The 26,390-nt window shown below is 46.2% G+C and carries 20 protein-coding genes, 1 tRNA gene and 1 rRNA gene; 15 read left to right on the top strand and 7 right to left on the bottom strand.

From position 1 onward, the window contains the following. The first annotated feature begins 35 nt into the window (after positions 1-35). Positions 36-665, top strand: a complete 630-nt coding sequence (locus R8269_RS17480; protein ID WP_005382375.1) for a response regulator — start codon at positions 36-38, stop codon at positions 663-665. On the opposite strand, the gene R8269_RS17485 is transcribed toward R8269_RS17480, so the two are convergent. Next, positions 662-2,413, bottom strand: coding sequence for a potassium/proton antiporter (locus R8269_RS17485; protein WP_258476761.1), 1,752 nt, complete (start codon positions 2,411-2,413; stop codon positions 662-664). The genes R8269_RS17480 and R8269_RS17485 overlap by 4 nt on opposite strands. Before the next feature lie 520 nt (positions 2,414-2,933). Here R8269_RS17485 and R8269_RS17490 point away from each other — a divergent pair. The 5 genes from R8269_RS17490 to R8269_RS17510 all read left to right on the top strand — a co-directional run bounded on the left by R8269_RS17490 (position 2,934) and on the right by R8269_RS17510 (position 7,508). After that, positions 2,934-3,197 carry a DUF4212 domain-containing protein gene (locus tag R8269_RS17490; RefSeq protein WP_005382373.1) on the top strand — a complete coding sequence of 88 codons (264 nt, stop codon included), beginning with the start codon at positions 2,934-2,936 and terminating at the stop codon, positions 3,195-3,197. Positions 3,198-3,209: 12 nt separating this feature from the next. Continuing rightward, on the top strand, positions 3,210-4,937 hold the full coding sequence (locus tag R8269_RS17495; protein ID WP_005382372.1) for a sodium:solute symporter family protein: 1,728 nt from the start codon (positions 3,210-3,212) through the stop codon (positions 4,935-4,937). A 108-nt stretch (positions 4,938-5,045) separates the two neighbouring features. Then, positions 5,046-5,528, top strand: coding sequence for a hypothetical protein (locus R8269_RS17500; protein WP_005382371.1), 483 nt, complete (start codon positions 5,046-5,048; stop codon positions 5,526-5,528). A 199-nt stretch (positions 5,529-5,727) separates the two neighbouring features. Beyond that, positions 5,728-6,105 carry a hypothetical protein gene (locus tag R8269_RS17505; protein WP_005382370.1) on the top strand — a complete coding sequence of 126 codons (378 nt, stop codon included), beginning with the start codon at positions 5,728-5,730 and terminating at the stop codon, positions 6,103-6,105. A 17-nt stretch (positions 6,106-6,122) separates the two neighbouring features. After that, positions 6,123-7,508, top strand: a complete 1,386-nt coding sequence (locus tag R8269_RS17510; protein WP_182039311.1) for a class II fumarate hydratase — start codon at positions 6,123-6,125, stop codon at positions 7,506-7,508. Between the two features lie 90 nt (positions 7,509-7,598). Here R8269_RS17510 and R8269_RS17515 read toward each other — a convergent pair whose 3' ends face one another. Both R8269_RS17515 and R8269_RS17520 read right to left on the bottom strand, forming a co-directional pair. Next, positions 7,599-11,030 (bottom strand): PAS-domain containing protein, encoded by a 3,432-nt coding sequence (locus R8269_RS17515; protein ID WP_033907290.1) that lies wholly within the window; start codon positions 11,028-11,030, stop codon positions 7,599-7,601. A 135-nt stretch (positions 11,031-11,165) separates the two neighbouring features. Continuing rightward, positions 11,166-12,353, bottom strand: a complete 1,188-nt coding sequence (locus R8269_RS17520) for a 3-phenylpropionate MFS transporter (RefSeq protein WP_005382367.1) — start codon at positions 12,351-12,353, stop codon at positions 11,166-11,168. Positions 12,354-12,586: 233 nt separating this feature from the next. Between R8269_RS17520 and R8269_RS17525 the strand changes: the two genes are divergently transcribed. From R8269_RS17525 to fis, 9 genes are all read left to right on the top strand, one after another. After that, a complete protein-coding gene (locus R8269_RS17525) occupies positions 12,587-14,413 on the top strand; it encodes a DUF294 nucleotidyltransferase-like domain-containing protein (protein ID WP_182039310.1) in 1,827 nt (608 codons plus the stop codon). A 33-nt stretch (positions 14,414-14,446) separates the two neighbouring features. Beyond that, on the top strand, positions 14,447-15,076 hold the full coding sequence (locus R8269_RS17530) for a 3'-5' exonuclease (protein ID WP_182039309.1): 630 nt from the start codon (positions 14,447-14,449) through the stop codon (positions 15,074-15,076). 237 nt (positions 15,077-15,313) lie between these two features. Beyond that, positions 15,314-17,266, top strand: coding sequence for an acetate--CoA ligase (gene acs, locus R8269_RS17535; RefSeq protein WP_005386359.1), 1,953 nt, complete (start codon positions 15,314-15,316; stop codon positions 17,264-17,266). Positions 17,267-17,569: 303 nt separating this feature from the next. Then, positions 17,570-18,019 carry a type II 3-dehydroquinate dehydratase gene (aroQ, locus tag R8269_RS17540; protein ID WP_005382360.1) on the top strand — a complete coding sequence of 150 codons (450 nt, stop codon included), beginning with the start codon at positions 17,570-17,572 and terminating at the stop codon, positions 18,017-18,019. A gap of 61 nt (positions 18,020-18,080) precedes the next feature. Beyond that, a complete protein-coding gene (gene accB / locus R8269_RS17545) occupies positions 18,081-18,542 on the top strand; it encodes an acetyl-CoA carboxylase biotin carboxyl carrier protein (RefSeq protein ID WP_005386355.1) in 462 nt (153 codons plus the stop codon). Between the two features lie 14 nt (positions 18,543-18,556). Continuing rightward, positions 18,557-19,900, top strand: a complete 1,344-nt coding sequence (accC, locus tag R8269_RS17550; protein WP_005382509.1) for an acetyl-CoA carboxylase biotin carboxylase subunit — start codon at positions 18,557-18,559, stop codon at positions 19,898-19,900. 165 nt (positions 19,901-20,065) lie between these two features. Continuing rightward, positions 20,066-20,953, top strand: coding sequence for a 50S ribosomal protein L11 methyltransferase (prmA, locus tag R8269_RS17555; RefSeq protein ID WP_005382507.1), 888 nt, complete (start codon positions 20,066-20,068; stop codon positions 20,951-20,953). Between the two features lie 139 nt (positions 20,954-21,092). After that, the gene (gene dusB / locus R8269_RS17560) at positions 21,093-22,061 is read left to right on the top strand and encodes a tRNA dihydrouridine synthase DusB (RefSeq protein ID WP_005382505.1); all 969 of its coding nucleotides are present in this window, start codon (positions 21,093-21,095) and stop codon (positions 22,059-22,061) included. A 23-nt stretch (positions 22,062-22,084) separates the two neighbouring features. Further along, positions 22,085-22,381 (top strand): DNA-binding transcriptional regulator Fis, encoded by a 297-nt coding sequence (gene fis / locus R8269_RS17565; protein ID WP_000462885.1) that lies wholly within the window; start codon positions 22,085-22,087, stop codon positions 22,379-22,381. 74 nt (positions 22,382-22,455) lie between these two features. Here fis and R8269_RS17570 read toward each other — a convergent pair whose 3' ends face one another. From R8269_RS17570 to rrf, 4 genes are all read right to left on the bottom strand, one after another. Beyond that, entirely contained in the window at positions 22,456-23,613 is a 1,158-nt protein-coding gene (locus R8269_RS17570) for an MFS transporter (RefSeq protein ID WP_213907340.1), read from the bottom strand. Continuing rightward, on the bottom strand, positions 23,610-25,181 hold the full coding sequence (locus R8269_RS17575) for an ABC-F family ATP-binding cassette domain-containing protein (RefSeq protein WP_005382385.1): 1,572 nt from the start codon (positions 25,179-25,181) through the stop codon (positions 23,610-23,612). The genes R8269_RS17570 and R8269_RS17575 overlap by 4 nt, the downstream gene beginning before the upstream one ends. Positions 25,182-26,110: 929 nt before the next feature. Further along, positions 26,111-26,187: transfer RNA gene (locus R8269_RS17580), tRNA-Asp, on the bottom strand. Between the two features lie 77 nt (positions 26,188-26,264). Next, a 5S ribosomal RNA gene (gene rrf / locus R8269_RS17585) occupies positions 26,265-26,381 on the bottom strand. Positions 26,382-26,390 lie beyond the last annotated feature (9 nt).

Genomic DNA, 26,390 nt, shown 5'->3' on the forward strand with positions numbered 1-26,390 from the left:
TAAATTTAACGAAATAGTCAAAAGTGTTTAACGTCATGGATTCGACCTACACCATCATTATTGCAGATGATCACCCACTCTTCCGGAATGCCTTGTTTCAATCTATCCACATGGCTATTAGTGGTGCAAATTTGCTGGAAGCGGACTCACTCGACGCACTTCTGGCTTTGTTGGAGCGAGAGGAAGAGCCAGATTTAGTGCTATTGGACCTCAAAATGCCAGGAGCAAATGGTATGTCTGGCTTGATTCATTTGCGAGCAGAGCATCCAGATTTACCTATCGTCGTCGTTTCAGCGAGTGAAGAGCCGGCGATCGTGACGCAGGTGAAAAGCCATGGTGCATTTGGTTTTATTCCCAAGTCCAGCGACATGCGCGAATTAGTGAACGCGCTCAATCAAGTGCTGAATGGCGACCCATACTTCCCTGAAGGGTTGATCACCAATAACGCGGCATGTAATGACTTAGCGGAAAAGATTGCTGCGCTAACACCGCAGCAATATAAAGTGTTGGGAATGTTGTCCGATGGCTTGCTGAACAAGCAAATCGCTTACGAATTGAATGTTTCAGAAGCCACCATAAAAGCGCACATGACAGCGATTTTCCGTAAGCTCGGTGTAAAGAACCGCACGCAAGCCGTGATTATGCTGACGGAAATGAGCGACTAGATTGACGTCTTATCGTCAGACTTACTTTTTTCGTTTGGCAATCGGATACCGACTTTAGTGACCTGCTGATCAACAACATCAGCGACGATCCAATGCAAACCTTGCCACTCGAAATGGTCTCCCAATACTGGCGTGCTACCTAATTGCTCTTCGACAAGGTTTCTCAAACTTTTATCCAGCGGTTCATCCCCCAGATTCAAACCATACATCACGGCAATATCGGCAAGCTTCACTTCAATATCGAGGAAGAAGTCACCGAAGAATCGCGCTAGCGACGCTTTCTCTGGGGCTTCACTAAACAGTAAGCTCAGTGCATCTAAATCCTTTTCTTGTGCTAATACACACAAGGTATCATCTTCCTCAAGACGCGTACTGCCGGATGGGTGCAATAGCTCTTTACTGCGAAATACAGCGGCGATACGCGTTCCTTCCGGCATCGAAAGACTACGTAATGGCTCACCAATGCACCATTTATCTGCTTTAAGTCTATAGATAAACAGCTCCCACTCACTGGTCGGGTAAATCTCTACACCCGTACGCGAAATTGGCTCAGGCTTAGAAGGTAGCTCGACCTTTGCAAGAGACATCGCCTTAGTCAACGTGCCCCCTTGTACTATCAAAGACACCATTACTACAAAGAATGCCAAATTGAAGTACAGTTGAGCATCTGGCAACCCTGCCATCATCGGAAATACCGCGAGGATGATAGGTACAGCACCACGCAGTCCTACCCAAGAGACAAACCACTTTTCACGTGACGTGAAACTCTTGAATGGCAGTAAACCAATCCAAACTGAGATTGGTCGGGCAAACAAAATCATCCCGAAAGCAAGCGCAAGACCTGGCAACGCAATAGAGAGTAAATTGGATGGCGTAACCAACAAACCAAGCACCAAGAACATACCAATTTGAGCTAGCCACGTCATACCATCTAAAACATGAAGAATAGAGTGGCGGCTGCGTGTTGGACGGTTACCTAATAAAAGACCAACAAGGTAAATCGACAAAATACCACTGCCACCCAAAGTGTTAGATAAAGCGAAAATAAGCAAGCCACCACTGACCGTTAAAATAGAATACAGCCCATCTGGTAATTGATTGCGATTGATAACTTTCCATAAGATCCAGCCACCAGCGAAGCCAAGTAACGCGCCAATACCAAACTGCTTAAGAAAACTGAACGCCAAAAAGCCCGCACTTAAATCTGCGCCAGGGTTCGCTAAAATAGCAATCAGAGTTACGGTCAGAAACACCGCCATTGGGTCATTGGTGCCGGATTCAATTTCCAGCGTTGAACCAACACGTTCGTTCAGGCTACGACCTTTGAGTAGAGAGAAGACCGCGGCAGCATCGGTGGAACCAACAATCGCACCAACCAATATGCCTTGCAATAAATCTAAGTCGAATAACCACGTTGCCATCAGCCCGGTCAAAATGGTGGTGATCGCAACGCCAAATGTCGCCAAAGAGACCGAGGGCCATAACGCAACCCTAAAGCTGGCGACCCGCGTTCTCATCCCACCATCAAGCAAAATGATGGCTAATGCGAGGTTACTAACCAAATAAGCGATGGAAAAGTTATCGAATAAAATGCCGCCTAAGCCATCTTCCCCCGCCAGCATTCCAACGGCTAAAAATACCAAAAGAATTGGGATCCCCAACTTAGAAGACACTGGGCTTAAAAGAACGCTAAGTGCGATTAACAACGCACCTATTAGAAAAAAACTGTTAATGGTGTCTGCGTCCATTCTCACCCTCCCTTAATGAAAAACGATAATAATTGTGATGAGCAAGGCTACTTCGTTAATGAGGTAATGCCCTAATCCGCCTCCCCTTTACACCGTCTCAAAATGCGAGGTTGTACGAGAATGACTCAGTTATATTACTTTATTGTGAGTTAAAACGGTGATTTGATGCGAAAACTTTATGTAAATAAATTACTTGTGAGCTTTCTTATCTACGCCTTCTCTCATTGAGAGCCACAAGATCACCACCAATATTTACACAGCATCTCCAAATTCAATGAAGAAAAGATTAATGGCCAGTCTTAATCATGCTTGTTTATCCAATCAACCTTTAGACCTTTGGCTAACTTAACAGTTTATTAACATAACATTTTACCCCTTTATTCGCTGCAAAAGCCCATAGTATGGAGGTTCCTCATTTTTAACACCCCGACTAAAGTTGAAAAGAGTTATTGCCAACACCTTGCTAATGTACACATTGAAACATTTCATTAACAACAATACCAATCGTAAGGAGACGGCAATGGCATTTGAAAGCGAAGAAAGAGCCAAAGCCTATTGGGACAAAAACGTGAAGCTCATGATCGGCCTAATGGTCATCTGGTTCGTCGTGTCTTTCGGCTGCGGCATTTTATTTGTCGACGTACTAAATCAATTTCAACTAGGCGGTTACAAACTCGGTTTCTGGTTTGCTCAACAAGGCTCCATCTATGCCTTCCTAGGAATTATTTTCTATTACGCATGGAAGATGCGCCAAATTGACCGTGAATTCGGCGTGGACGAATAAGGAGTCACTCAGATGGATTTGAAAACTATTACCTACCTGGTCGTTGGCGCCACGTTCATCCTGTACATCGGGATTGCTATTTGGGCTCGCGCCGGCTCAACCAAAGAGTTTTATGTTGCTGGTGGCGGTGTAAACCCGATTGCAAACGGTATGGCAACCGCAGCCGATTGGATGTCCGCAGCGTCGTTTATCTCAATGGCAGGCTTAATTGCCTTCATGGGCTATGGCGGCTCAGTATTTCTAATGGGTTGGACTGGTGGTTACGTTCTGCTTGCGCTGTTGCTAGCACCTTACCTACGCAAATTTGGGAAGTTTACGGTGCCAGAGTTTGTTGGTGAACGCTTTTACTCCAATACCGCACGTATCGTAGCGGTTGTTTGTCTTATCATCGCATCAGTGACTTATGTTATCGGTCAGATGAAAGGCGTAGGTGTTGCGTTTGGTCGCTTCTTAGAAGTGGACTACTCCACTGGCCTATTAATTGGTATGTGTATCGTTTTCATGTACGCGGTTCTTGGCGGCATGAAAGGCATCACTTACACGCAGATTGCTCAATATTGCGTACTCATTCTTGCTTACACTATCCCTGCAATCTTTATCTCTCTGCAACTCACTGGTAACCCAATCCCACAAATTGGTCTGGGGAGTACCATGGCTGGTACCGATGTCTATCTACTCGATCGGCTTGACCAAGTTGTGACCGAACTCGGATTCAGTGAATACACGACCCAAGTACGTGGCGACACACTTAATATGTTTGTCTACACCATGTCACTGATGATTGGTACTGCCGGTCTACCACACGTAATTATCCGTTTCTTTACCGTGCCGAAGGTTCGCGACGCACGTACATCAGCAGGCTGGGCTCTGATCTTCATCGCAATCCTTTACACTACAGCACCAGCGGTATCAGCGATGGCTCGTCTCAACCTAATGAATACGGTAAATCCAGCTCCGGGTCAGCACCTAGCGTATGACGAGCGTCCTGCGTGGTTCAAAAACTGGGAAACAACTGGACTACTCGGTTTTGACGATAAAAATGGCGATGGCAATATCCAATACACTTCAGATGCGTCCACCAACGAACTGCGCGTTGATAACGACATCATGGTATTGGCTAACCCAGAGATCGCTAAACTACCAAACTGGGTGATTGCACTTGTGGCAGCAGGTGGTCTTGCAGCTGCACTATCTACCGCAGCAGGTTTACTACTCGCCATTTCTTCAGCTATTTCCCATGACTTAATCAAAGGGGTTATCAATCCGAACATATCCGAGAAAAAAGAGCTACTTGCTAGTCGAATATCAATGGCAGTAGCGATAGCAGCCGCAGGCTATCTCGGTTTAAATCCGCCTGGATTTGCCGCAGGTACGGTAGCACTCGCCTTTGGTCTTGCCGCCTCATCCATCTTCCCTGCATTGATGATGGGCATCTTCAGCAAGAGCATCAACAAAGAAGGCGCAATCGCCGGTATGATTGCGGGTATCAGTATTACGCTGTTCTACGTATTCCAACACAAAGGCATTCTTTTCGTTGCTGATTGGAAATATCTAGAAAGCTGGGGAACAAACTGGTTCCTGGGTATTGAGCCAAACGCGTTTGGTGCTATTGGCGCACTATTTAACTTCATCGTCGCATTCGCTGTATCCAAAGTAACTGCAGAAACGCCACAAGAAGTAAAAGACCTAGTCGAACACGTTCGCGTACCAGTAGGTGCTGGTAGCGCAGTGGATCACTAAAAACTAATCAAAACCACAAAAGCCCCGTTTGGAACCAGCCGTCCGGGGCTTTTTTATTCTCACTTTTCAGTTACCATATTCGCAGTATGTCGTTGCAAGGAAGCCAAGATGTTCAAAAACAAGCACTTTATTCTCGCTCTACTGATTGCGCCAGTTCTCTCTTTGATCGCTTACTTCGGTACCGATATGGCCCTCAGCGAGAAACCCCACGCGGCGCAAGAAGGGGAAACTTACAAACTCGCGAGTAAGTCTAATTGTCGTTACACCAGTGGTCTGTGTGATATGGAAAATGGCGATTTTAAAGTGAAATTTCGCTCTGAAAAACTCACTAAAAATAACTTAGAATTGTCACTCAACGCCGCTTACCCACTTGAAGGGGTTAAAGTTTCTATTGTGAGTGACAAAGAGAAAAACGCTCAACCGATTGATATGAAGCCCGCCGATCAAGCTGGCCAAAGCTGGTACATCACCTTACCAAAGCCTGCATCTGCAGAAAGCTGGTTAAGAGTCGTCATTCAATCAGGCGGCACACTGTATTATGGTGAAACACAAACCGCATTTGTGAAGTACGAAACCTTATTTACTGAATAACGGCGACAAGCTAATTCACCGGTATTCAAACGACAGTGACTTAGTTTCACTCAGCATAAATGAATTCCTACTCAGCCGACGCCTTTGCGTCGGCTTTTGTTTCCGTAAGTCTTTCTTCAACAACCTCTTACTCTAAAAAGGGTTGCCAACCCATAATTTAATTGATAATAATTATCATTACATTTAATGAGAGGTGGTTATGGACAACAAACGGGACATCTTTAACGCATTTTTTAAAGCCCAAGATAGATTCCTTCTCGCCGCACCACATGGCTTTGAGCCAGACGTGATTCATGACTATATTCATTGGGGAATGGTGTTGTCTTCTTGTTATGAACACGATGCCGATGAAGAAAATCTATTGTTGTGTGAGCTGTTTTTACGTCAGGTTTATTTCCATTTACTAGACGCAATTCAAGACTCAACTCGCAGCCGTATCTTCCGTCGTGTCTGTCTCGATTCTATCCATACGCCATTATTCTGCCTCAAACGCTATTACTACCAGTTTGAACAAGGCGACGTGAAATTTCTCGCACTACAACAACAATTACGCCTGATTCAAATCTCACTCGATTAACCAAAAGGATCCCTACCATGAGCACCGAATTCCGCATAGAAACTGACAGTATGGGCGAAGTAACTGTCCCTGCAGATGCTCTCTACCAAGCCCAAACTCAACGCGCCGTCGATAACTTCTCATTCAGTCAACATAAAATGCCATCTGGTTTTATCAAAGCGTTAGCACACATCAAGCAGACTGCGGCACTCACCAACGCACAGCTAGGGCTGCTTGAAGGAGATATTGCCAACGCGATTGCTGACGCAGCTCAAGCAATTATCGAAGGCAATCATATTGAGCAATTCCCAATTGACGTGTTCCAAACAGGATCAGGCACTAGCTCAAATATGAATGCGAATGAAGTAATTGCAACACTGGCCTCCCAGCATCTAGGCGGCACTGTTAGCCCTAATGATCACGTCAACATGGGGCAAAGCAGCAACGATGTGGTACCGACGGCCATTCAAGTTAGCGCAGCATTAGCCATCGAAAAACAGCTCTTCCCGGCCCTTTCACACCTCAGCCAAACACTAGAGTCTAAACAGCAAGCATTGAAAGATGTTGTAAAAACCGGTCGCACCCACTTAATGGACGCGATGCCAATTACCTTTGCTCAAGAACTTGGCGGTTGGCAGTTCCAAATCGAGCATGCAAAACAAGCGATTGAACAAACACTTCCTGCTGTAAAAGCCTTAGCCCAAGGTGGTACGGCGGTTGGAACGGGGATCAATGCCGATCCACGCTTTGCAGACTTATTCGCTAGCAACCTAACCCAATCAACTCGCATTCAGTTCACGGCCAGTGATAACTTCTTTTTCAATTTAAGCAGTCAAGATGCGATCGTCGCTCTGTCGGGACAGCTCAAAACAGCAGCAGTTGCGATCATGAAGATCGCAAACGATCTTCGTTGGATGAATTCAGGCCCATTGGCTGGTTTAGGTGAGATTGAATTACAAGGCTTGCAACCGGGTTCTTCCATCATGCCTGGCAAAGTAAATCCTGTGATCCCAGAAGCCGCAGCGATGGCATCAGCGCAAGTCATTGGTAATGACACCACCATTACCGTCGCAGGCCAAGCGGGCAACTTCCAGCTTAACGTCATGCTGCCAGTTATTGCTCATAACGTATTGGAGAGCATCGAGTTACTCTCTAACAGCGCAACCGCTTTAGCTGACAAAGCCATTACGACGTTTGAAGTTCGCCAAGATAACTTGGATGTAGCACTCGCCAAAAACCCTATTTTGGTCACGGCTCTCAACCCGGTCATTGGTTACCTAAAAGCGGCAGAAGTCGCGAAAAAAGCCTACAAACAGGGACGCGCGATTATTGATGTCGCGGAAGAAGAAACTGATTTGGATAGAGCCACACTAGAGCGATTGCTTAATCCAGCCAAACTGACCCAAGGCGGCGTCGCAGAATAAACGGCAAACTCAGCCTATCAACTAAGATTACAAACATCGAGACCTCCATTCGGAGGTCTCTTTTATAGCGATTTTTCAAACACTCCAATCCTAAGCGACTCGATTGAGCACCGAACGCAGCTTAAGCGGCTTAACTGGCTTAGCAATAAAGCTGAACCCATTTGCTTTGATGCCATCAAGCATATCATCGGTACGATCTGCACTGATGATGACGCCTTCAAAGCTGTGGCCTAATCTCAGGCGGCATTGCTGTAGCACTTCTAAACCAGTACGACCATCATCAAGTCGGTAATCGGAGAAAATTACATCCGGAATCCAACCATCCTCAAGCGCTTGTAGACTTTCAACTAAATCAATCGCAACTCGTGTATCGCAGCCCCATCGGGAAAGTAAGTTTTCCATGCCGACTAGAATGTCAGGCTCATTATCGACACATAGGATTCTCAGATGACCAAGTTCAGATTGCTTACTCATTGCCACGTGCACTGGATGAGGCTGAACATGATCAGCTTTATCTAGGGTGATGGAAAAAACACTGCCTTTTCCAACCCAAGAGCGCATCGAAATTTCATGCCCAAGTACCTGAGCAATTCCTTTCGAAATCGCCAAACCAAGTCCGAGGCCTTGGTCGGAACGAACTTGAGTTCCGCGATTAAACTCTTCAAAAATCTCTTGCTGCTTCTCTTCTTCAATCCCCACTCCATTATCCCATACATCAATACGCACTCGCCCTTTCACGCGGCGAACACCGAGTGCGACTTTGCCATTCGGGTTATAACGAAACGCATTGGTCAGGAAGTTTTGCACCACACGGCGCAGCAGTTTGGGATCCGACTTAACCATGAGTGAGGACGGAATCATGGTGAACTCTATACCTTGCTGTTTGGCTAACGCACTAAACTCAGCATTCAAATTCGATAACACATCATTTAACGCAAAGCCATGCACGTTGACTTCCAACTTGCCCGATTCCAAACGCGAGATATCCAGCAAATCTCCAATTAAGTCTTCGGCAGCCTCTAAAGCACTTTCAATGTGTGCTGACAGCTTTTTGGCTTCGCTGTCTTTGGCGACTTCCGATAGTGAAGATGCAAATAGACGCGCCGCGTTGAGCGGTTGCATCAAGTCATGGCTTACTGCCGCCAAGAACCGTGATTTGGACTTCGATTCCAAATCCGAGCGCTGCGTCGCTTCCACCAGCTGCTTGTTAAGTTGTTCTAATTCTCGAGTCCGTAGACGTACCCTTTCTTCCAATGTCTCGTTGGCGTCTTTCAGTGCTTGCTCTGCATCACGGAATACGGTGATGTCGGTAAAGCTCATCACAAAGCCACCACCTGGCATTGGGTTACCTTGCACCTCTATCACGCGACCATCGGGACGAACCCGAGAAGAGGTGTGCCGAGTTCCTTGCTCAAGGTGATAAACACGGCGACGAACGTGGTCATCAGGGTCACCAGGGCCACACAACCCCTGCTCTGCATTGTGCCGAATCACATCCGCAATCGGTCGACCTACTTGAATCAGGCCTGGCGGAAATTCAAAGAGTTCTAAATAGCGTTGGTTCCACGCTACCAAGCGTAGTTGCTTATCGACGACCGCAATACCTTGTCCAATATGCTCAATCGCGCCTTGGAGTAAACCCCGACTAAAATCGTACAGTTCAGAGGCTTCATCGACGATAGTCGCCACCTCTTCAAGCTGCATGTTTCTTCCTTGCAGAGCGGAAGTAAGTACTAACTTAGCAGAAGATGCTCCAAATACCCCTGCTAGCACACGCTCCGTATGCCGAATCAGAGAAGATGGCGCTTGTTGATTCGGCATTAACTCTTCTCGTTGCTGGCTCCAGTAGGCTTGAAACGCCGCTTTAACTCGCGTTCGTCCTACAAATCTGGACGCTAGCATTTCCAGTTCTGCAACCGTAACGCGGCTCTGGTACAGACTCATATTTTCGCTTTCAGGCAACGGTGTACCAACGAATGATGCCGATTGTAAGCGCTCACTTAGGCTTGGTCGGGTAGCCATAGAAACCACAACAAAACACACTGCATTAGCGACCACGCTGAGGATCATCCCCCAATCTGAAATCGCGATATCAAAACTAGCCAATACCTCTGGTGGTGTAATCAACCAGATCAGGAAGTTATTACTGGCGTCTCCGGCAAGCATGTCTGTTTGGCTCATTAACGTAATCAACCAGGTAGCAAAACCCACCGCGAGGCCAACATACACACCTTTCTTATTCCCTTGACGCCAATACATACCGCCAACCAGCGCAGGAGCGAATTGCGTGATAGCCGCGAACGAGAGAAAGCCGATAGCAGAAAGTGAATGAATGGTGTCCAACGCTTGATAGAAACACCACGCGCCAATCAACAAAACTAAAATCAAACCACGGCGGATCCGCAGTAATAATTCAGAAAAATGGTGGTGGTTACGCTGCGTCAGTCGCATGCGACGCAATAGCAATGGCATAACCAAGTCATTCGAGACCATGATCGCTAAGGCAATCGTCGATACGATAACCATGCCGCTTGCCGCTGAAGTACCGCCTAGAAACGCAAGCAAGGCGATTTCACTCGCCCCGACCGACATCGGCACACTTATGACATAAGTATCAGGCGAAGCGCCACTCAAGAGGCCTTGCCCTACCCACGCAATAGGTAAAACAAAAATCCCCATTAAGATCAGATAAATGGGGAACAACCAACGAGCCACGTGCAAATCTTGAGCACGTTCATTTTCCACCACCATCGTATGGAATTGTCGCGGAAGGCAAACGATCGCCAGCATGGTCAGTACAGTATGAATCAATATAGTCGGGATATTTGGTGACTGATACGTCTGCGCGGCAACATCAAGTAAGCTCAAACTCTCGGTGTTCATCGCCAACCAAACAATGAAGACACCGACCACTAAAAAAGCCAGCAGTTTGATAATGGATTCGAAGGCAATTGCCATCATCATCCCACGATGGTGTTCCGTGTTATCAATGTGGCGGGTACCGAATAGCATCGTAAAAATCGCCAATGCGACCACAACAAACCACGACACGCTATCGTTTTGATAACCAAAATCAGTAGCCAGCTCTGGTGCAATAATTTCAAGCCCCATAGTGATACCACGCAGCTGTAAAGCGATGTACGGCAAAATTCCCGCAACCGCTATGAGCGTAACAACCACGGCCAAACCTTGGGATTTACCGTAGCGTGCTCCGATAAAGTCAGCAATCGACGTGATGTGTTCCCGTTTAGCAATCAAAATAAGCCGAGCTAAAACGCGCCATCCGATGGTAAACACTAAAATGGGAGCAATATAGATGGGCAAGAAAGACCAAGGATTACTGCTGGCCTGCCCGACCGTGCCGTAGAAGGTCCATGATGTACAGTACACCGCAATGGAAAGGCTATAAATCCAAGGCCGCCAGCGCGCTAGCCACCTTTTCTGAATGTCGCCGTACCACGCGATGATAAATAAAGCTCCCAAATACGCTAAAGAAACGGGAACCACCAGCCATCCTTGCATCCGATATCCTTTCTTGCCTTTCTTGCTACTTTTAAAGCAAGAGAATAAAAAAACCTCTCCATGAGGGAGAGGTTTCATTTAACACTGCTTTGATAACGGAGACAAAGCTTAGTTTTTAACCTTTGTTACATAAGTCTAATTCTGTGTTTCAAGTGGCTTGTCTGATACATCAACCACCTGATGTGGGTCTTGCGAATCAAGCTTGATGAACAGAGCCAATAACCCCATCGCGGCCATGCCCCAGAACACAAGCGGTCCCCAGTGCTCATAACCCCAGCCACTCAATACGGTCATTAACGCGATAAATGCGCCCAACGGAATCGCGTTATACAACGCTTGCAACGCTACGATCTTATTTTCTTCGGAGTTTTGGATATATTGGATCGCGGCAATGTGTGCGGTAGCGAAAGTCACACCATGCAATAGTTGAACAATCACCAAAGCAATAATTGATGTTGTCGACGCCGTAATACCCCAACGCATCATTACACCAACGGCAGCAGCAATAAACAGCGCGCGTATTGACCAACCTACGAATAAACGCTTACTCAGTGCAAACACTGCCACTTCTGCGGCCACCCCCAAGCTCCATAAGTAGCCAATGACATCTTCCGAGTGACCAGCGGCCTTCCAGTGAATCGCACTAAAGCCGTAGTAAGCCGCATGACTGCCCTGAATTAGTGACACCAACACTAAGAATTTTAGTATCGGCTTGTCGGTCAAAAGAGCGGTCAGCTTTGGACGTTCTGCGCTTTGCCCACCGTGCGTTACAGGCATTGGGTTAGTCGGTCGCATAGCAAACAGCAACGAGATAAACACGCCGAACATCGCAGTGTACAAGATCATATCGGAGCCAAATTCAGCCACCAGGTAGCCCACTGCCGTCGAGCCTGCGATAAAGGCGATCGAACCCCATAGCCGCGTGCGGCCATAATCGAGCATTTTCAGGCGAGCGTAGTAATTTGCCATCGCGTCCGACAACGGAATAATCGGTCCACAACAAAGATTGAACAACACTGTCGCTAGTGCCATTAACCAAAAGCTACCACCCGTAAAAAAGTGAAATCCAACAAAAAGGAGGGCAGCGAAACTCAACCAACGTAAAGCAGGCATAAGATGTTCGACTTTGTGTACTCGTGGGGTGATCACGATATTGGCAACACAACGTGTCGCAAGGCCTAACCCGACCAGCAAACCGATATCTGTCGAAGATACGCCCTGATCCTTAAACCAAAGTGACCAAAATGGCAGATACACGCCATACGCAAAGAAGAATCCGAGAAAGTACTGGGAAATCCAGCCATACGGAGAAGGTTTCAACATTACTAATATCCTAAAACGGGAACACCAACGTTCGAGCCGGGAATTATGGATCGCCATGCGTATTATAAAAAGGGAAGAATAAGAAACTTATCGTTTCCTCGATGGAATACTAACTTTGCGACATTTGGCATCTTCAAGCGAAAACATCGTAATTTAGACCAAAGTCGTCTGGCTTCCGGTAAGAAATTTGTCAGACTTAGAGAGTGTTCCTTCCATCATTATTGGGTGTTCTCATGCCTGACAAATTTAACATGCAATCTCCACCGTTCGATCGCTTAACTGAAGCACAACAAACGCGACTGCGATCGTCTCTGGACGTCGCCTACTATCGAGCTCGAGATGTTATTTTATCCTGCGGACAGAAGAACCCCCACTTACATATTCTGATCAAAGGCGCGGTAGAAGAGCGCTCCAACGATCAACAGGAAGTGTTCGCACATTATGCCAACGACGATATGTTCGATGTACGCTCGTTACTTGAAGACAAGGTACGTCATCACTACATCGCGCTTGAGGACACGCTCTCTTACCTACTGCCGAAAGAAATTTTCCTTGCCCTTTACAACGAAAATGGCCAGTTTGCAGCCTATTTCGATAACAATTTATCGAAACGGCAAGAGCTCATCGAAGCGGCCCATCAACAGCAAAACTTAGCGGAGTTTATTCTCACTAAAGTTGACCGCAGCATTTATCACCCACCGATGATCCTTGAACCAAATACACCAATTAACGAGGTAACACGTTCCTTAAAAGAAAATGGGATTGACGCTGCATTGGTTCAACTCCATGGCGATGATCCACGATTGGAAAAATGGCCATCAGCCCACCCGTACGCAATAGTGACTCGTACTAATATGCTGCATTCTGTGATGATAGATGGTTGCGCGCTCGACACACCAGTGGGTGAGATCGCGAGCTTTCCTGTTTATCACGTTGATGATGGAGACTTTCTATTCAACGCCATGATCACAATGACCAGAAACAGAATGAAACGCCTCATGGTATGTGAAGGCAACAGAGCCGTTGGCATGCTGGATATGACCCAAATTCTTAGCGCGTTCTCAACCCACTCTCACGTGTTAACGCTCAGTATTGCTCGAGCAAGCAGCGTGGCAGAGCTCGCTTTGGCCTCAAACCGCCAACGTCAATTGGTCGAGAGCTTATTGAAAAACGGCATCCGCACTCGCTTCATCATGGAGCTTATCTCAGCCGTAAACGAACAAATTATAGAGAAAGCGTTCGAGTTAGTGATACCACCAGCCTTGCACGACCATTGTTGCTTGATCGTACTCGGCTCTGAAGGCCGAGGAGAGCAAATTCTCAAAACCGATCAAGACAATGCCCTGATTATTCAAGATGGTCTGGAATGGCCTCATTGCGAACAAGTGATGCAATCCTTCACACACACCCTACAACAGCTCGGTTATCCACTTTGCCCTGGTAAAGTGATGGTTAACAACCCGAAATGGGTCAAAACACAGCAAGAATGGATAAGTACCCTAAACCACTGGATAGCTAAAGCCGAACCACAACAAATCATGGACTTAGCCATTTTCAGTGACGCCCATGCTGTTGCTGGGAATTGCGAGCTGCTGGCTCCAATTGCGGCGCATCTTCGTGACACAATGAAAGATCGCATGTTGATATTGTCTGACTTTACTCGCCCTGCCTTGCAGTTTTCTGTGCCCCTAACTCTGTTTGGCAACGTAAAAAGTGCTAAAGACGGATTGGACATTAAACGCGGCGGTATTTTCCCAATTGTACACGGCATTCGCACCTTGTCTTTGGAATATGCCATTGAAGAGAAGAACACGTTTGAGCGCATTGAAGCTCTGAGAAATAAGCGCATCTTAGAATCCGAAACGGCAGATAATCTCAACGAAGCACTGAAATTGTTCTTTAAACTTCGCCTTAATCAGCAACTCAAAAAGCAAGAAGCGTTGAATAACATTGATATTAAACAACTGGATAGAACTGAGCGTGATTTGCTTCGCCACAGCTTACATGTGGTGAAGAAATTTAAGCAATTTTTAGGCTTCCATTATCAAATTCGTGATTAACCCTGATTTTCATAAATCACAGAGGCGTAAGCAATGAACTGGTTACAACGCAAATACTGGTACTACAAATTGAAAGGCTCGCCTTATCAGTCGCTGTTTTGCATGCCAGATAAAACAGAATACGTCTCTCTTGACTGCGAAACCACCAGCCTTGACCCAAATCGCGCCGAGCTGGTGACTATTGCAGCCACCAAGATCATCGACAACCGCATCATCACCAGTCAACCATTTGAAGTCCGCTTACGCGCGCCGCAATCGCTCGACTCAGGCTCGGTCAAGATCCATCGAATTCGCCACCAAGACTTAGTCGATGGCATCAGTGAAAAAGAGGCGCTGCTCGAGCTGCTCGACTTTATCGGCAACCGACCACTTGTGGGCTATCACATTCGTTACGATAAAAAGATCTTAGACCTTGCTTGTCTGCGGCAACTTGGCTTCCCACTTCCTAACCCACTGATCGAAGTCAGTCAGATTTACCACGATAAGTTGGAACGACATTTGCCGAATGCCTATTTCGACTTAAGTCTGGATGCCATTTGTAAACACCTCGAACTTCCTATCCAAGACAAACACGACGCCTTGCAAGACGCGATTTCTGCCGCTTTGGTCTTTGTCCGCTTAACGAAAGGCGATTTACCCAACCTAACCGCACCGTATACATAAAAATCAGTTGACCTAGCTCCCAGAAATGCTTTTGTTTCAGCGATTTCCCAGCGCTTCCATCACTCTCATCCTAAAGTCTAATTGTGGAAATACGCGCGGTGACTGACAGTTATAAGCACAACGTCGTCATTACCACGACCAAGTTATTTAGAACCAAAAAACAGCCCTACAAAAATATATTCAAAACCTTATCTAGATTGGTGTAAGGCCGAGAAATAAGGCACAAGGAGAGAAGCCATGAGCGAAGCCCACGTTTATCCGGTAAAAGAAAATATTAAAACTCATACACACGCGGATAATGATACTTACTTAGCCATGTATCAGCAGTCGGTAACCGATCCAGAGGGCTTCTGGAACGAACACGGCAAAATCGTTGATTGGATCAAACCTTTCACCAAAGTAAAAAGCACTTCTTTCGACACTGGCCATGTTGATATTCGCTGGTTTGAAGATGGCACACTGAACGTCTCGGCTAACTGTATTGACCGTCATCTTGCAGAACACGGGGACGACGTCGCCATCATTTGGGAAGGCGATGATCCAGCCGACGACAAAACACTCACTTTCAACGAACTGCACAAAGAAGTGTGTAAATTCTCCAACGCATTGAAAGAGCAAGGCGTACGCAAGGGAGACGTGGTGTGTCTATACATGCCAATGGTGCCAGAAGCCGCTGTGGCTATGCTCGCTTGTACCCGTATTGGTGCGGTTCACACCGTAGTATTTGGCGGTTTCTCACCAGAAGCACTATCCGGCCGTATCATCGACTCTGACGCTAAAGTCGTGATCACCGCAGACGAAGGCGTACGTGGCGGACGCGCTGTTCCACTGAAAAAGAACGTGGATGAAGCACTAACCAACCCAGACGTAAAAACCATCAATAAAGTCGTCGTGCTTAAACGTACAGGTGGTGATGTTGAATGGCATGAACACCGTGATGTTTGGTGGCACGAAGCAACAGCCAACGTTTCTGACGTTTGCCCACCAGAAGAGATGAAAGCCGAAGACCCGCTGTTCATCCTCTACACATCTGGCTCGACAGGTAAACCTAAAGGCGTACTACATACTACAGGCGGTTACCTCGTCTACGCGGCAATGACCTTTAAATATGTCTTCGATTATCAACCAGGTGAAACCTTCTGGTGTACCGCGGATGTGGGCTGGATTACAGGCCATACTTACCTAATTTATGGTCCACTAGCGAACGGGGCCAAAACCATTCTGTTTGAAGGTGTTCCAAACTACCCAAGCACGGCTCGGATGAGTGAAGTGGTTGATAAGCACCAAGTGAACATTCTCTACACTGCGCCAACCGCTATTCGTGCACTAATGGCAAAAGGTAACGAAGCGGTAGCAGGGACATCTCGTTCAAGCTTACGTGTGATGGGTTCAGTAGGTGAGCCTATCAACCCTGAAGCGTGGGAGTGGTACTACAAAACGATTGGTAACGAGAGCTCGCCTATCGTTGATACTTGGTGGCAAACAGAGACCGGCGGTATCTTAATTGCACCACTACCAGGTGCAACAGATTTAAAACCAGGCTCAGCAACTCGACCATTCTTCGGAGTCCAACCTGCACTGGTTGATAACATGGGCAACATCATTGAAGAAACCGCAGCAGAAGGTAACTTGGTGATCCTTGATTCATGGCCAGGTCAGATGCGTACTGTTTATGGCGACCACGAGCGCTTTGAACAGACCTACTTCTCAACCTTCAAGGGAATGTACTTTACTAGTGATGGGGCTCGTCGTGACGAAGACGGTTACTACTGGATCACGGGCCGTGTTGATGACGTACTAAACGTGTCGGGTCACCGCATGGGTACCGCTGAAATAGAATCGGCTCTTGTCGCACATCATAAAATTGCTGAGGCCGCTATTGTGGGCATTCCGCATGATATCAAAGGCCAAGCTATCTACGCTTACATTACCTTGAACGATGGTGAATTCCCGTCAGCAGAGCTACACAAAGAAGTGAAAGATTGGGTGCGTAAAGAGATTGGTCCAATTGCAACACCAGATGTACTGCACTGGACGGATTCCTTACCGAAGACTCGTTCTGGTAAGATCATGCGTCGAATCCTGCGTAAAATTGCAACGGGTGATACCAGCAACCTCGGAGACACATCAACGCTTGCCGATCCGAGCGTTGTAGATAAACTTATCGCAGAGAAAGCAGAATTGGCATAAATTCAACCAACTGTTTTAAAAGCACTTTAAAAACCGCCATCACTCATGGCGGTTTTTTGCTTTAGTGCACAAATTGGCCACACAAAAAATATGGCAATTATGTTGTTTTTGTTAACTTGGTTACAGAAACGAGAGTGGCTATTAGGAGATTAGACCAGTAAATTGCTGCTAATTGCTATGAATTAGCTATAATCTTGGTCGATTTTTTAAAATTTGCTCGGTTTTAACAAAAAAATCGTGCTGAACTATCGTATATTTGGGAATATAAACGTTCCACTCACGATAAGGGAAGATAGCAACACAATGTCTGCAAAGTCACGGATTCTTGTTCTAAACGGACCAAATCTTAATCTATTGGGTCTACGCGAACCGACACACTATGGTCACAGTACCTTAGCTCAAGTTGTGGATACTCTTACAGAGCAAGCCCATAACGCTGGGGTAGAACTGGAACACCTACAATCAAATCGTGAGTACGAACTGATTGAAGCCATTCACGCTGCCTATGGCAAGATTGACTTCATCATCATCAATCCAGCGGCTTTCACTCATACTAGTGTGGCGCTGCGAGATGCATTACTTGGCGTCGCCATCCCATTTATTGAGGTGCACTTATCAAATGTGCACGCACGTGAACCATTCCGTCATCACTCTTATCTGTCAGATAAAGCAGAGGGTGTGATTTGCGGTTTAGGCGCACAAGGTTATGAATTTGCTCTGTCTGCAGCGATCAATAAGCTACAGGCAAAGTAACCCTAACACTCTGCAACCCTACGAGGGTTGTCTTAATCACAAGATAAAAGAGAAAGAAAAGATGGATATTCGTAAAATCAAGAAGCTAATTGAGTTAGTTGAAGAGTCTGGCATTGCTGAGCTAGAGATCTCTGAAGGTGAAGAGTCAGTGCGCATCAGCCGTCATGGCACTGCAGCCCCTCAAGCACCAATTCACTACGCAGCAGCTCCAGCGGCGGCACCTGCTCCAGTAGCAGCGGCACCAGTAGCGGAAGCGCCAGCAGCAGAAGCTCCAGCAGCAACACCTGCAGGTCACCAAGTTCTTTCTCCAATGGTTGGTACTTTCTACCGCTCTCCAAGCCCAGACTCTAAAGCATTCGTAGAAGTGGGTCAGAAAGTAAATGCTGGCGATACTCTATGTATTGTTGAAGCAATGAAAATGATGAACCAAATCGAAGCGGACAAATCTGGCGTTGTTACAGCAATCCTAGCTGAAGACGGCCAACCAGTTGAATTCGACCAACCTCTTGTTGTAATCGAATAAGCGGGGCTTGCCTTATGCTAGACAAAGTAGTCATCGCGAACCGAGGTGAAATTGCACTTCGTATTCTTCGCGCTTGTAAAGAATTAGGTATTAAGACCGTCGCTGTTCACTCGACAGCTGACCGCGATCTTAAGCACGTACTACTCGCAGACGAAACCGTATGTATCGGCCCTGCTCGTGGTATCGACAGCTACCTAAACATTCCACGCATCATTTCTGCAGCAGAAGTGACTGGTGCTGTGGCTATCCACCCAGGTTACGGCTTCCTGTCTGAGAACGCAGACTTCGCAGAGCAAGTTGAGCGCAGTGGTTTCATCTTCGTTGGTCCAAAGGCAGACACTATCCGCCTAATGGGCGATAAAGTATCTGCTATCAATGCAATGAAGAAAGCAGGCGTTCCTTGTGTACCGGGTTCTGACGGCCCTCTAGACAATGACGAAGAGAAAAACAAAGCATTTGCTAAGCGCATTGGTTACCCAGTAATCATCAAAGCATCTGGCGGCGGCGGCGGTCGTGGTATGCGTGTTGTTCGCGCAGAGAAAGACCTTATCCAAGCTATTGCAATGACACGTGCTGAAGCAAAAGCGGCGTTCAACAATGACATGGTTTACATGGAGAAATTCCTAGAAAACCCTCGTCACGTTGAAGTTCAGGTTATTGCTGACGGTCAAGGCGGCGCAATCCACCTTGGTGAGCGTGACTGTTCAATGCAACGTCGTCACCAAAAAGTAGTGGAAGAAGCTCCAGCACCTGGTATCACCGAAGAAATGCGTAAGTACATCGGTGAACGCTGTACTCGTGCATGTATCGAGATCGGTTACCGCGGCGCAGGTACGTTTGAATTCCTATACGAGAACGGTGAGTTCTACTTCATCGAAATGAACACTCGTATTCAGGTAGAGCACCCAGTAACAGAGATGGTTACTGGCATCGACCTAATCAAAGAACAGCTTCGCGTTGCAGCGGGTCAGCCTCTGTCATTCACTCAAGATGATATTAAGATCCGTGGCCATGCGATTGAGTGTCGTATCAACGCAGAAGACCCTGAGCGCTTCCTACCATCTCCGGGTAAGATCGAGCGTTTCCACGCTCCTGGCGGTATGGGTGTACGTTGGGAATCTCATATCTACACAGGCTACACAGTACCACCTCATTACGATTCAATGATTGGTAAACTGATCACTTACGGTGAGAACCGTGATGTAGCGATTGCACGTATGAAGAACGCACTGGGTGAGATGATCATCGAAGGCATCAAAACTAACGTACCACTGCAATTCTCCATTATGAATGACGAAAACTTCCAACACGGTGGTGCAAACATCCACTACTTAGAGAAGAAGCTTGGCTTACAATAAACCTAAGCAAACGTCTTAAAAAATGCCCACTCCCGTGGGCATTTTTGTTTTATATGTACGCAAAGGGCTCAACATATAAATCGGCTTATTTGGGTATATACTCAAACAAATCGTAGAGTTCTGGTAAACTCTGCGCCACTTCATTCACTTTAAGAGCAAAAACCAATGCCTTGGATTCAAATCAAACTCAACGCGACCAATGAAAACGCTGAGCAAATCGGCGATATGCTAATGGAAGAGACTGGCGCGCTGTCTGTTACATTCTTAGACGCGCAGGATACACCTGTATTCGAACCTCTACCTGGCGAAACTCGCTTATGGGGCGATACTGATATTCTGGCACTGTATGATGCAGAAGCAGACACTAACTTCATCATCGACCAAATTAAAGCGAGCAATATGCTGGCTGACAATTTTGCTTACAAAGTAGAACAGCTTGAAGATAAAGACTGGGAACGCGAATGGATGGAAAACTTCCACCCAATGAAATTTGGTGAACGCCTATGGATTTGCCCAAGCTGGCGCGACATTCCAGATCCTGACGCTGTTAATGTTATGTTGGATCCAGGCCTTGCATTCGGTACGGGTACTCACCCTACAACAGCACTTTGTCTTGAGTGGCTAGAAAGCATGGACTTAAGCGGTAAGACCGTTATCGACTTCGGTTGTGGCTCAGGTATTCTTGCGATCGCAGCGATCAAACTGGGCGCTGAAAAAGTGATAGGGATCGACATTGATCCTCAAGCCCTGCTTGCTTCAAAAGACAATGCTGAGCGTAATGGCGTTGCAGACAAACTAGAAGTTTACTTACCGCAAAATCAACCAGAAGGTCTCGTCGCTGACGTCGTTGTGGCCAACATCCTTGCGGGACCTTTACGTGAACTTGCACCTATCATCAAAGGACTAGTTAAGCCAAATGGCGACCTCGCTATGTCCGGCGTATTAGACACTCAAGCTGAAGATGTTGCGAACTATTACCGTGACGAGCTTCACATTGACCCGATTGTTGAGCAAAGTGAATGGTGTCGCATCTCTGGTCGTAAGCAAGGCTAGACAAGGTTTTCAGAGCTAATTGTTTGAAATTCATACAATTTACAAAAACAATTTGTAAATGCTCAAATATTAGTCTTTTCACGCAGTGAAAAAATGCGTAAAATGCGCGCCCTTGCTGGTACAGAACTGTGATGACGTTTTGAAAATCGGAAACTATCAACTTAAGAACAATCTAATCGTAGCCCCTATGGCTGGTGTAACGGATAGACCGTTTCGCGAGTTGTGTCTTCGCTATGGTGCGGGAATGGCCGTCAGTGAAATGATGTCTGCTAACCCAAAACTATGGGGAACGTCAAAGTCGAAACAGCGCATGGTACACGAGGGCGAATCGGGCATTCGCTCTGTACAGATTGCGGGTTCCGATCCACAGCTTATGGCGGACGCAGCTCAATTCAGTGTTGAGAACGGTGCACAAATCATCGACATCAACATGGGCTGCCCGGCAAAAAAAGTGAATAAGAAGCTAGCGGGCTCTGCTCTGCTTCAATACCCAAACATTATCGAAGAGATTTTGAAAGCGGTCGTGAATGCAGTGGACGTTCCTGTAACGTTAAAGACTCGAACTGGCTGGGATACAGACAACAAGAACTGTGTCCAGATCGCTAAATTAGCCGAAAACTGCGGCATACAAGCTCTTGCTCTGCATGGCAGAACGAAAGCATGTATGTACAAAGGTGAGGCCGAATATGACAGCATTAAAGCGGTAAAAGAGGCGATTTCAATTCCGGTTATCGCGAACGGTGATATCGATAGCCCGGAGAAAGCCAAATTTGTACTGGAGTACACCGGTGCGGACGCTTTAATGATTGGACGCCCTGCCCAGGGTCGTCCTTGGATTTTCCAGGAAATCCATCACTATTTGGAAAACGGCACCACAATGGAGGAACTTCCAACTGAGGAAGTGAAAACCATTATGCTTGGTCATGTAAATGCTCTGCATGAGTTTTATGGGGAGTTCTTAGGTCCACGTATCGCGCGCAAGCACGTTGGGTGGTACCTGAAAGAGCATGAACAGGCAAGTGAGTTTCGCCGTACCTTCAACGCTATCGACGCAGCTCCGCTGCAAATTGAGGCGTTAGAAGGTTATTTTGATAACGTTGCATCATAATTAAGAGAAGAGCTAGACCGAATATGTTCGAACAAAATCTGACTTCAGAAGCATTAACAGTAACTACAGTAACGTCACAAGACCAGATTACTCAGAAGCCTTTACGTGACTCTGTTAAAGCGTCTCTTAAAAACTACCTTGCTCAACTAAACGGCCAGGAAGTAACAGAACTATACGAATTAGTTCTAGCTGAAGTTGAACAGCCACTACTAGATACTATCATGCAGTACACTCGCGGTAACCAAACTCGCGCAGCAACTATGATGGGTATCAACCGCGGTACTCTTCGCAAGAAACTTAAGAAATACGGCATGAACTAAGACCGTTTTTCAAAAAGTATTTGGAACAAGCCGTTACCTTTTTAGGTAACGGCTTTTCTTTATCTACTAAAACACTACGAATAACGCTCACTTTGTTCAGTATTACCAACTGGCTTTAAGATAACTACTGCTGAGCCAAACAATAGCAAAGCCACGAAAGCGACCCATTCATTGCCTACAGAATACGCGAAGCCCGCCAAGGCAGACCAAATCGCGACACCAAAGTGCATCATACTCATTCCAAAAGACATTAACACACCTCGATATTCATCAGATAAGCTTGCGATATGTGCTTGTAATGCCGGAGAACCAACCCCTCCAGCAAGAGACCAGAGCACTAGAGCTGGAAGATAAGCGGTAACCGTACTCATCTCACTTGAGAACACCCATGCACTGCAAGGTATGCACACCATTAAAGCCACTCGCATAACAGCTCGAGAGCTACCAAGCCAACGGCAAGCTCTCCCCACGCACATATTTCCAACCACACCCACGATCCCTAGAGCAGCATAAATAGCGCCCACCCAACCGAGCGCCAACTCGCTGGTATCTCGAATATGAAGGCCTATCAGGTTAAATACACCAATACCTCCCCCTAGGCCTAAACACATCGCTAGAATCGCCCTCAACGCGCATGGAAGATGAATGACGTCTGTGATAGGTGGCAGAGTATCTGACTTCTTGGACTCATTATGCTTGTTGTTCATGGACACTACGCTCATGGCACCGACAAAGAGAGCCGCCACGCCCAAAATAATAAAAGCGGCACGCCATGATAAAAGCTGGGTCAACAATGCTCCGATCGCCGGGCTAGTTATCATACCTAGCGTTAATCCCGCCTGAACCATCACAATTTGACGCATCGCTCTATTACCCTTCGCGTCTCCCGCTAACGCGAATGCAATTGGTAACATGCCTGCACTTGCAATACCAGTGATCACTCGAGTTGCAATAGCAAGTTCAAAATCATGAACTATGCCCGTCGTAATAGACGCAACCCCAAATACAAAGCAAGCAGGCACCATGATACGAATACGCCCAACTCGGTCTGATAAACGGCCCAAGTAAGGAGCGCAAATTGCTATGGCTAAACTATATGCCGTAATAAATAAGGTAACCTGACTCGGTTGAACACTTAAATCATTTCCGATGGGTTCAAGAATAGATCCAAGCATCAACTCATCAGCACCAACAAGAAAAGCAACGAGAAATAGGATCATGGACTGCATCATAGCTCCACCTCCTGTTCTGTTTTCGATTCAGCACAAGTGAGCAACGAAATATCTAAAACTCTATCAGGCCAAGATTGCAAAAATGCCTTCTCATGAGATACCACAATCACGCTACCGGAAAAGCGCTGGAGAGCCTCTTTAAGCGCATTTTTGCTGCTGCTATCCAAATGTGTTGTTGGTTCGTCCAACAGCAAAACATTGCATTTCTGAACCGATAAACAACACAGTTTCACCCGAGTTTGCTCACCACCGCTCAATGTATCTAAGTGGCGCTGCGTCTTATCCCCCGTGATCCCAAAGCGAGCTAATAGCTTGCGTGACTCTTTGCTTGAGATTGTTGGCGCACAAGAGCACAGCTCCTGTTCAGGCGTGTTCTGAGGATGGCGCCAAGACAAATCTTGAGAAAAATAACCAATCATTGCACCTTTTGCCAATACCACCTCACCAGAGAGTGGCTCGATCTTCCCCATCAGGGTTTTAAGTAAGGTCGACTTACCCACGCCGTTAAAGCCAGCAACAACCAACTTTTCCCCGCGCGCTAACGTGATATCAAATACTGGAAGCAGAGGCTGCTGATAACCGATCATCAACGCTTTTGCCTCAACCACATTCGGTTGCCCAATGGGCTGGTAAGCAAAGTCAAACATCGATACTTTCTCTACATTATTCAGTTGAATACGTTCGATTTTATCCAGTTTTTTCTTACGCCCTTTAGCAAGACTCGCGTTAACTCCAGCGCCATTTTTGGCAATAAATTGCTCTAACTTTCGAATTTCATTTTGCTGAGCCTTATATTGCTTTTCTATCAAAGCACCATCGTGATGCTTTTGCTGCATTGCTTTGACATAAGTGCCGCTGTATTTTCGAACCGTTTGATAATCAATATCACAAATACTGGTCGCTACTTGATTAAGGAAATCAACATCATGAGAAACCAGTAAAACGGTGCCAATGTAATCATTGAGAAACGTGACTAGCCATTCAATGTGCGGAGCATCAAGATAGTTTGTCGGCTCATCAAGAATTAACACATCGGGGTTGCGAAGTAACAACCTGCCTAAAAGGACTTTGTGTCTTTGACCGCCACTTAGCGAGACAAGCGGTGTATCTAAGCCAAATTGATAAATGCCAAGACCTACAGCAACTTGTTCAATTTTGGTATTAATTGCATAGAAGTTTTCATCTTCTAAATATGCCTGTAGCCGAGCGACTTGGCTTAAAAGAGATGTAGAGTGAGACTCGGTCATCGCATGATACAAAGTCCAAAGCTTTTGCTCTGCAGCGTATAAACTCTCAAAAGAGCCCTTTAAACACTCATGAACTGTCAGCACATTATCGATCTTAAAATGTTGTTCTAAATACCCTACCTCAAGGCTTGGTAACCATTCAATGCGGCCCTTATCTGCAGATAATTCACCGAAAAGCAGTTTCAATAAGGTGCTTTTTCCAACACCATTCGCTCCGGTGATACCTACTTTCTCTCCCACGTTAATACGAAAGGTCACGTTGTTGTATAATGTCTTATCGGCTATCTGATAAGACAAATTTTTAACTTGTAAAATACTCATGTTTTCAACCAAATAAAAAAGGGCCGGTGATCAATACCGGCCCTTATTTCAATACTGGGAAATGCTTTGTAGCTGCTTAACAGATACAAAAAGGCCGATGATGAAATATCACCGGCCATCTCTTCTCTTTTATCAGGTGTACAAGCACCTGCGTATAACTTCAGCGAAGCTACCCACACATAAAACACCTGATGAAGATTAATTTAAGACTCCGAGCAACACTTCATCGCGTTTTTTGCACGGAGTTCAGCCTTCTTACAAAGCTTTTAAACAAGAGATATAACATGATTTACTGTCGAAAAAATATTCGATGTGAAGCGTACACCTTTAGAATAAAAAGTACCAGATAATTATTAAAAACTATCGTGACTTAGACGAAGATCCACTGAAAGAAGACCTTTCCTCAGTCAATGTGCTAGGTGAACGACTTACTCAGCAAACACAGCTATGAAAGCACCTATACCGCTCACGTTATACGTACGTAGTGGTGGCTTTGAAGGTTGGAGAGGGTTAGAGGGAAGAAGTAGCGAATATACTTTAAGACACTGGCTTAAATAGATCGACAAAACAAAATCCATGTTTGGAAAGTTTTAAATGCGCTGAGTTTATATTAATAAGCGCCTATGGCTAAATCAAAACATCTAAAGCAGAGAAATCTCCCCCGAAAATAACATAACCTATTGAATAAATTTTCCAGGTAATAATAAAGGAAGCTTTGGTAAGTTAAGCACAGGGGCTCAAAACTAGCGCTCGAGACTGCAGAAACCACACAAAACTGCGTTCCACTTCACTCATAACAGGGCTTAGAAAGCATCGCCAGAGGGAAGCCGGCCTCTCGATGCAAGGTTTCAATATGAAAGTGGGTTTAAGGTAAGTCGGGGAACCAAAACGAAAAAAGCCTCAGTCTTTCGACTGAGGCTTAATATAAGTGGCGGAGTGGACGGGACTCGAACCCGCGACCCCCGGCGTGACAGGCCGGTATTCTAACCAACTGAACTACCACTCCGCAGTGGTATCACTCGCTTTAATAAGCAAGCGTCCGCTTTTGTCTTCACTTTTCGAAAAAGTGAAAATAAAACTAAAGCCTGGCGATGTTCTACTCTCACATGGGGAAGCCCCACACTACCATCGACGCTATTTCGTTTCACTTCTGAGTTCGGCATGGAAATCAGGTGGGTCCAAAACGCTATGGTCGCCAAGCAAATTCTT

The organism is Vibrio sp. Vb0667 (genome assembly GCF_033391095.1).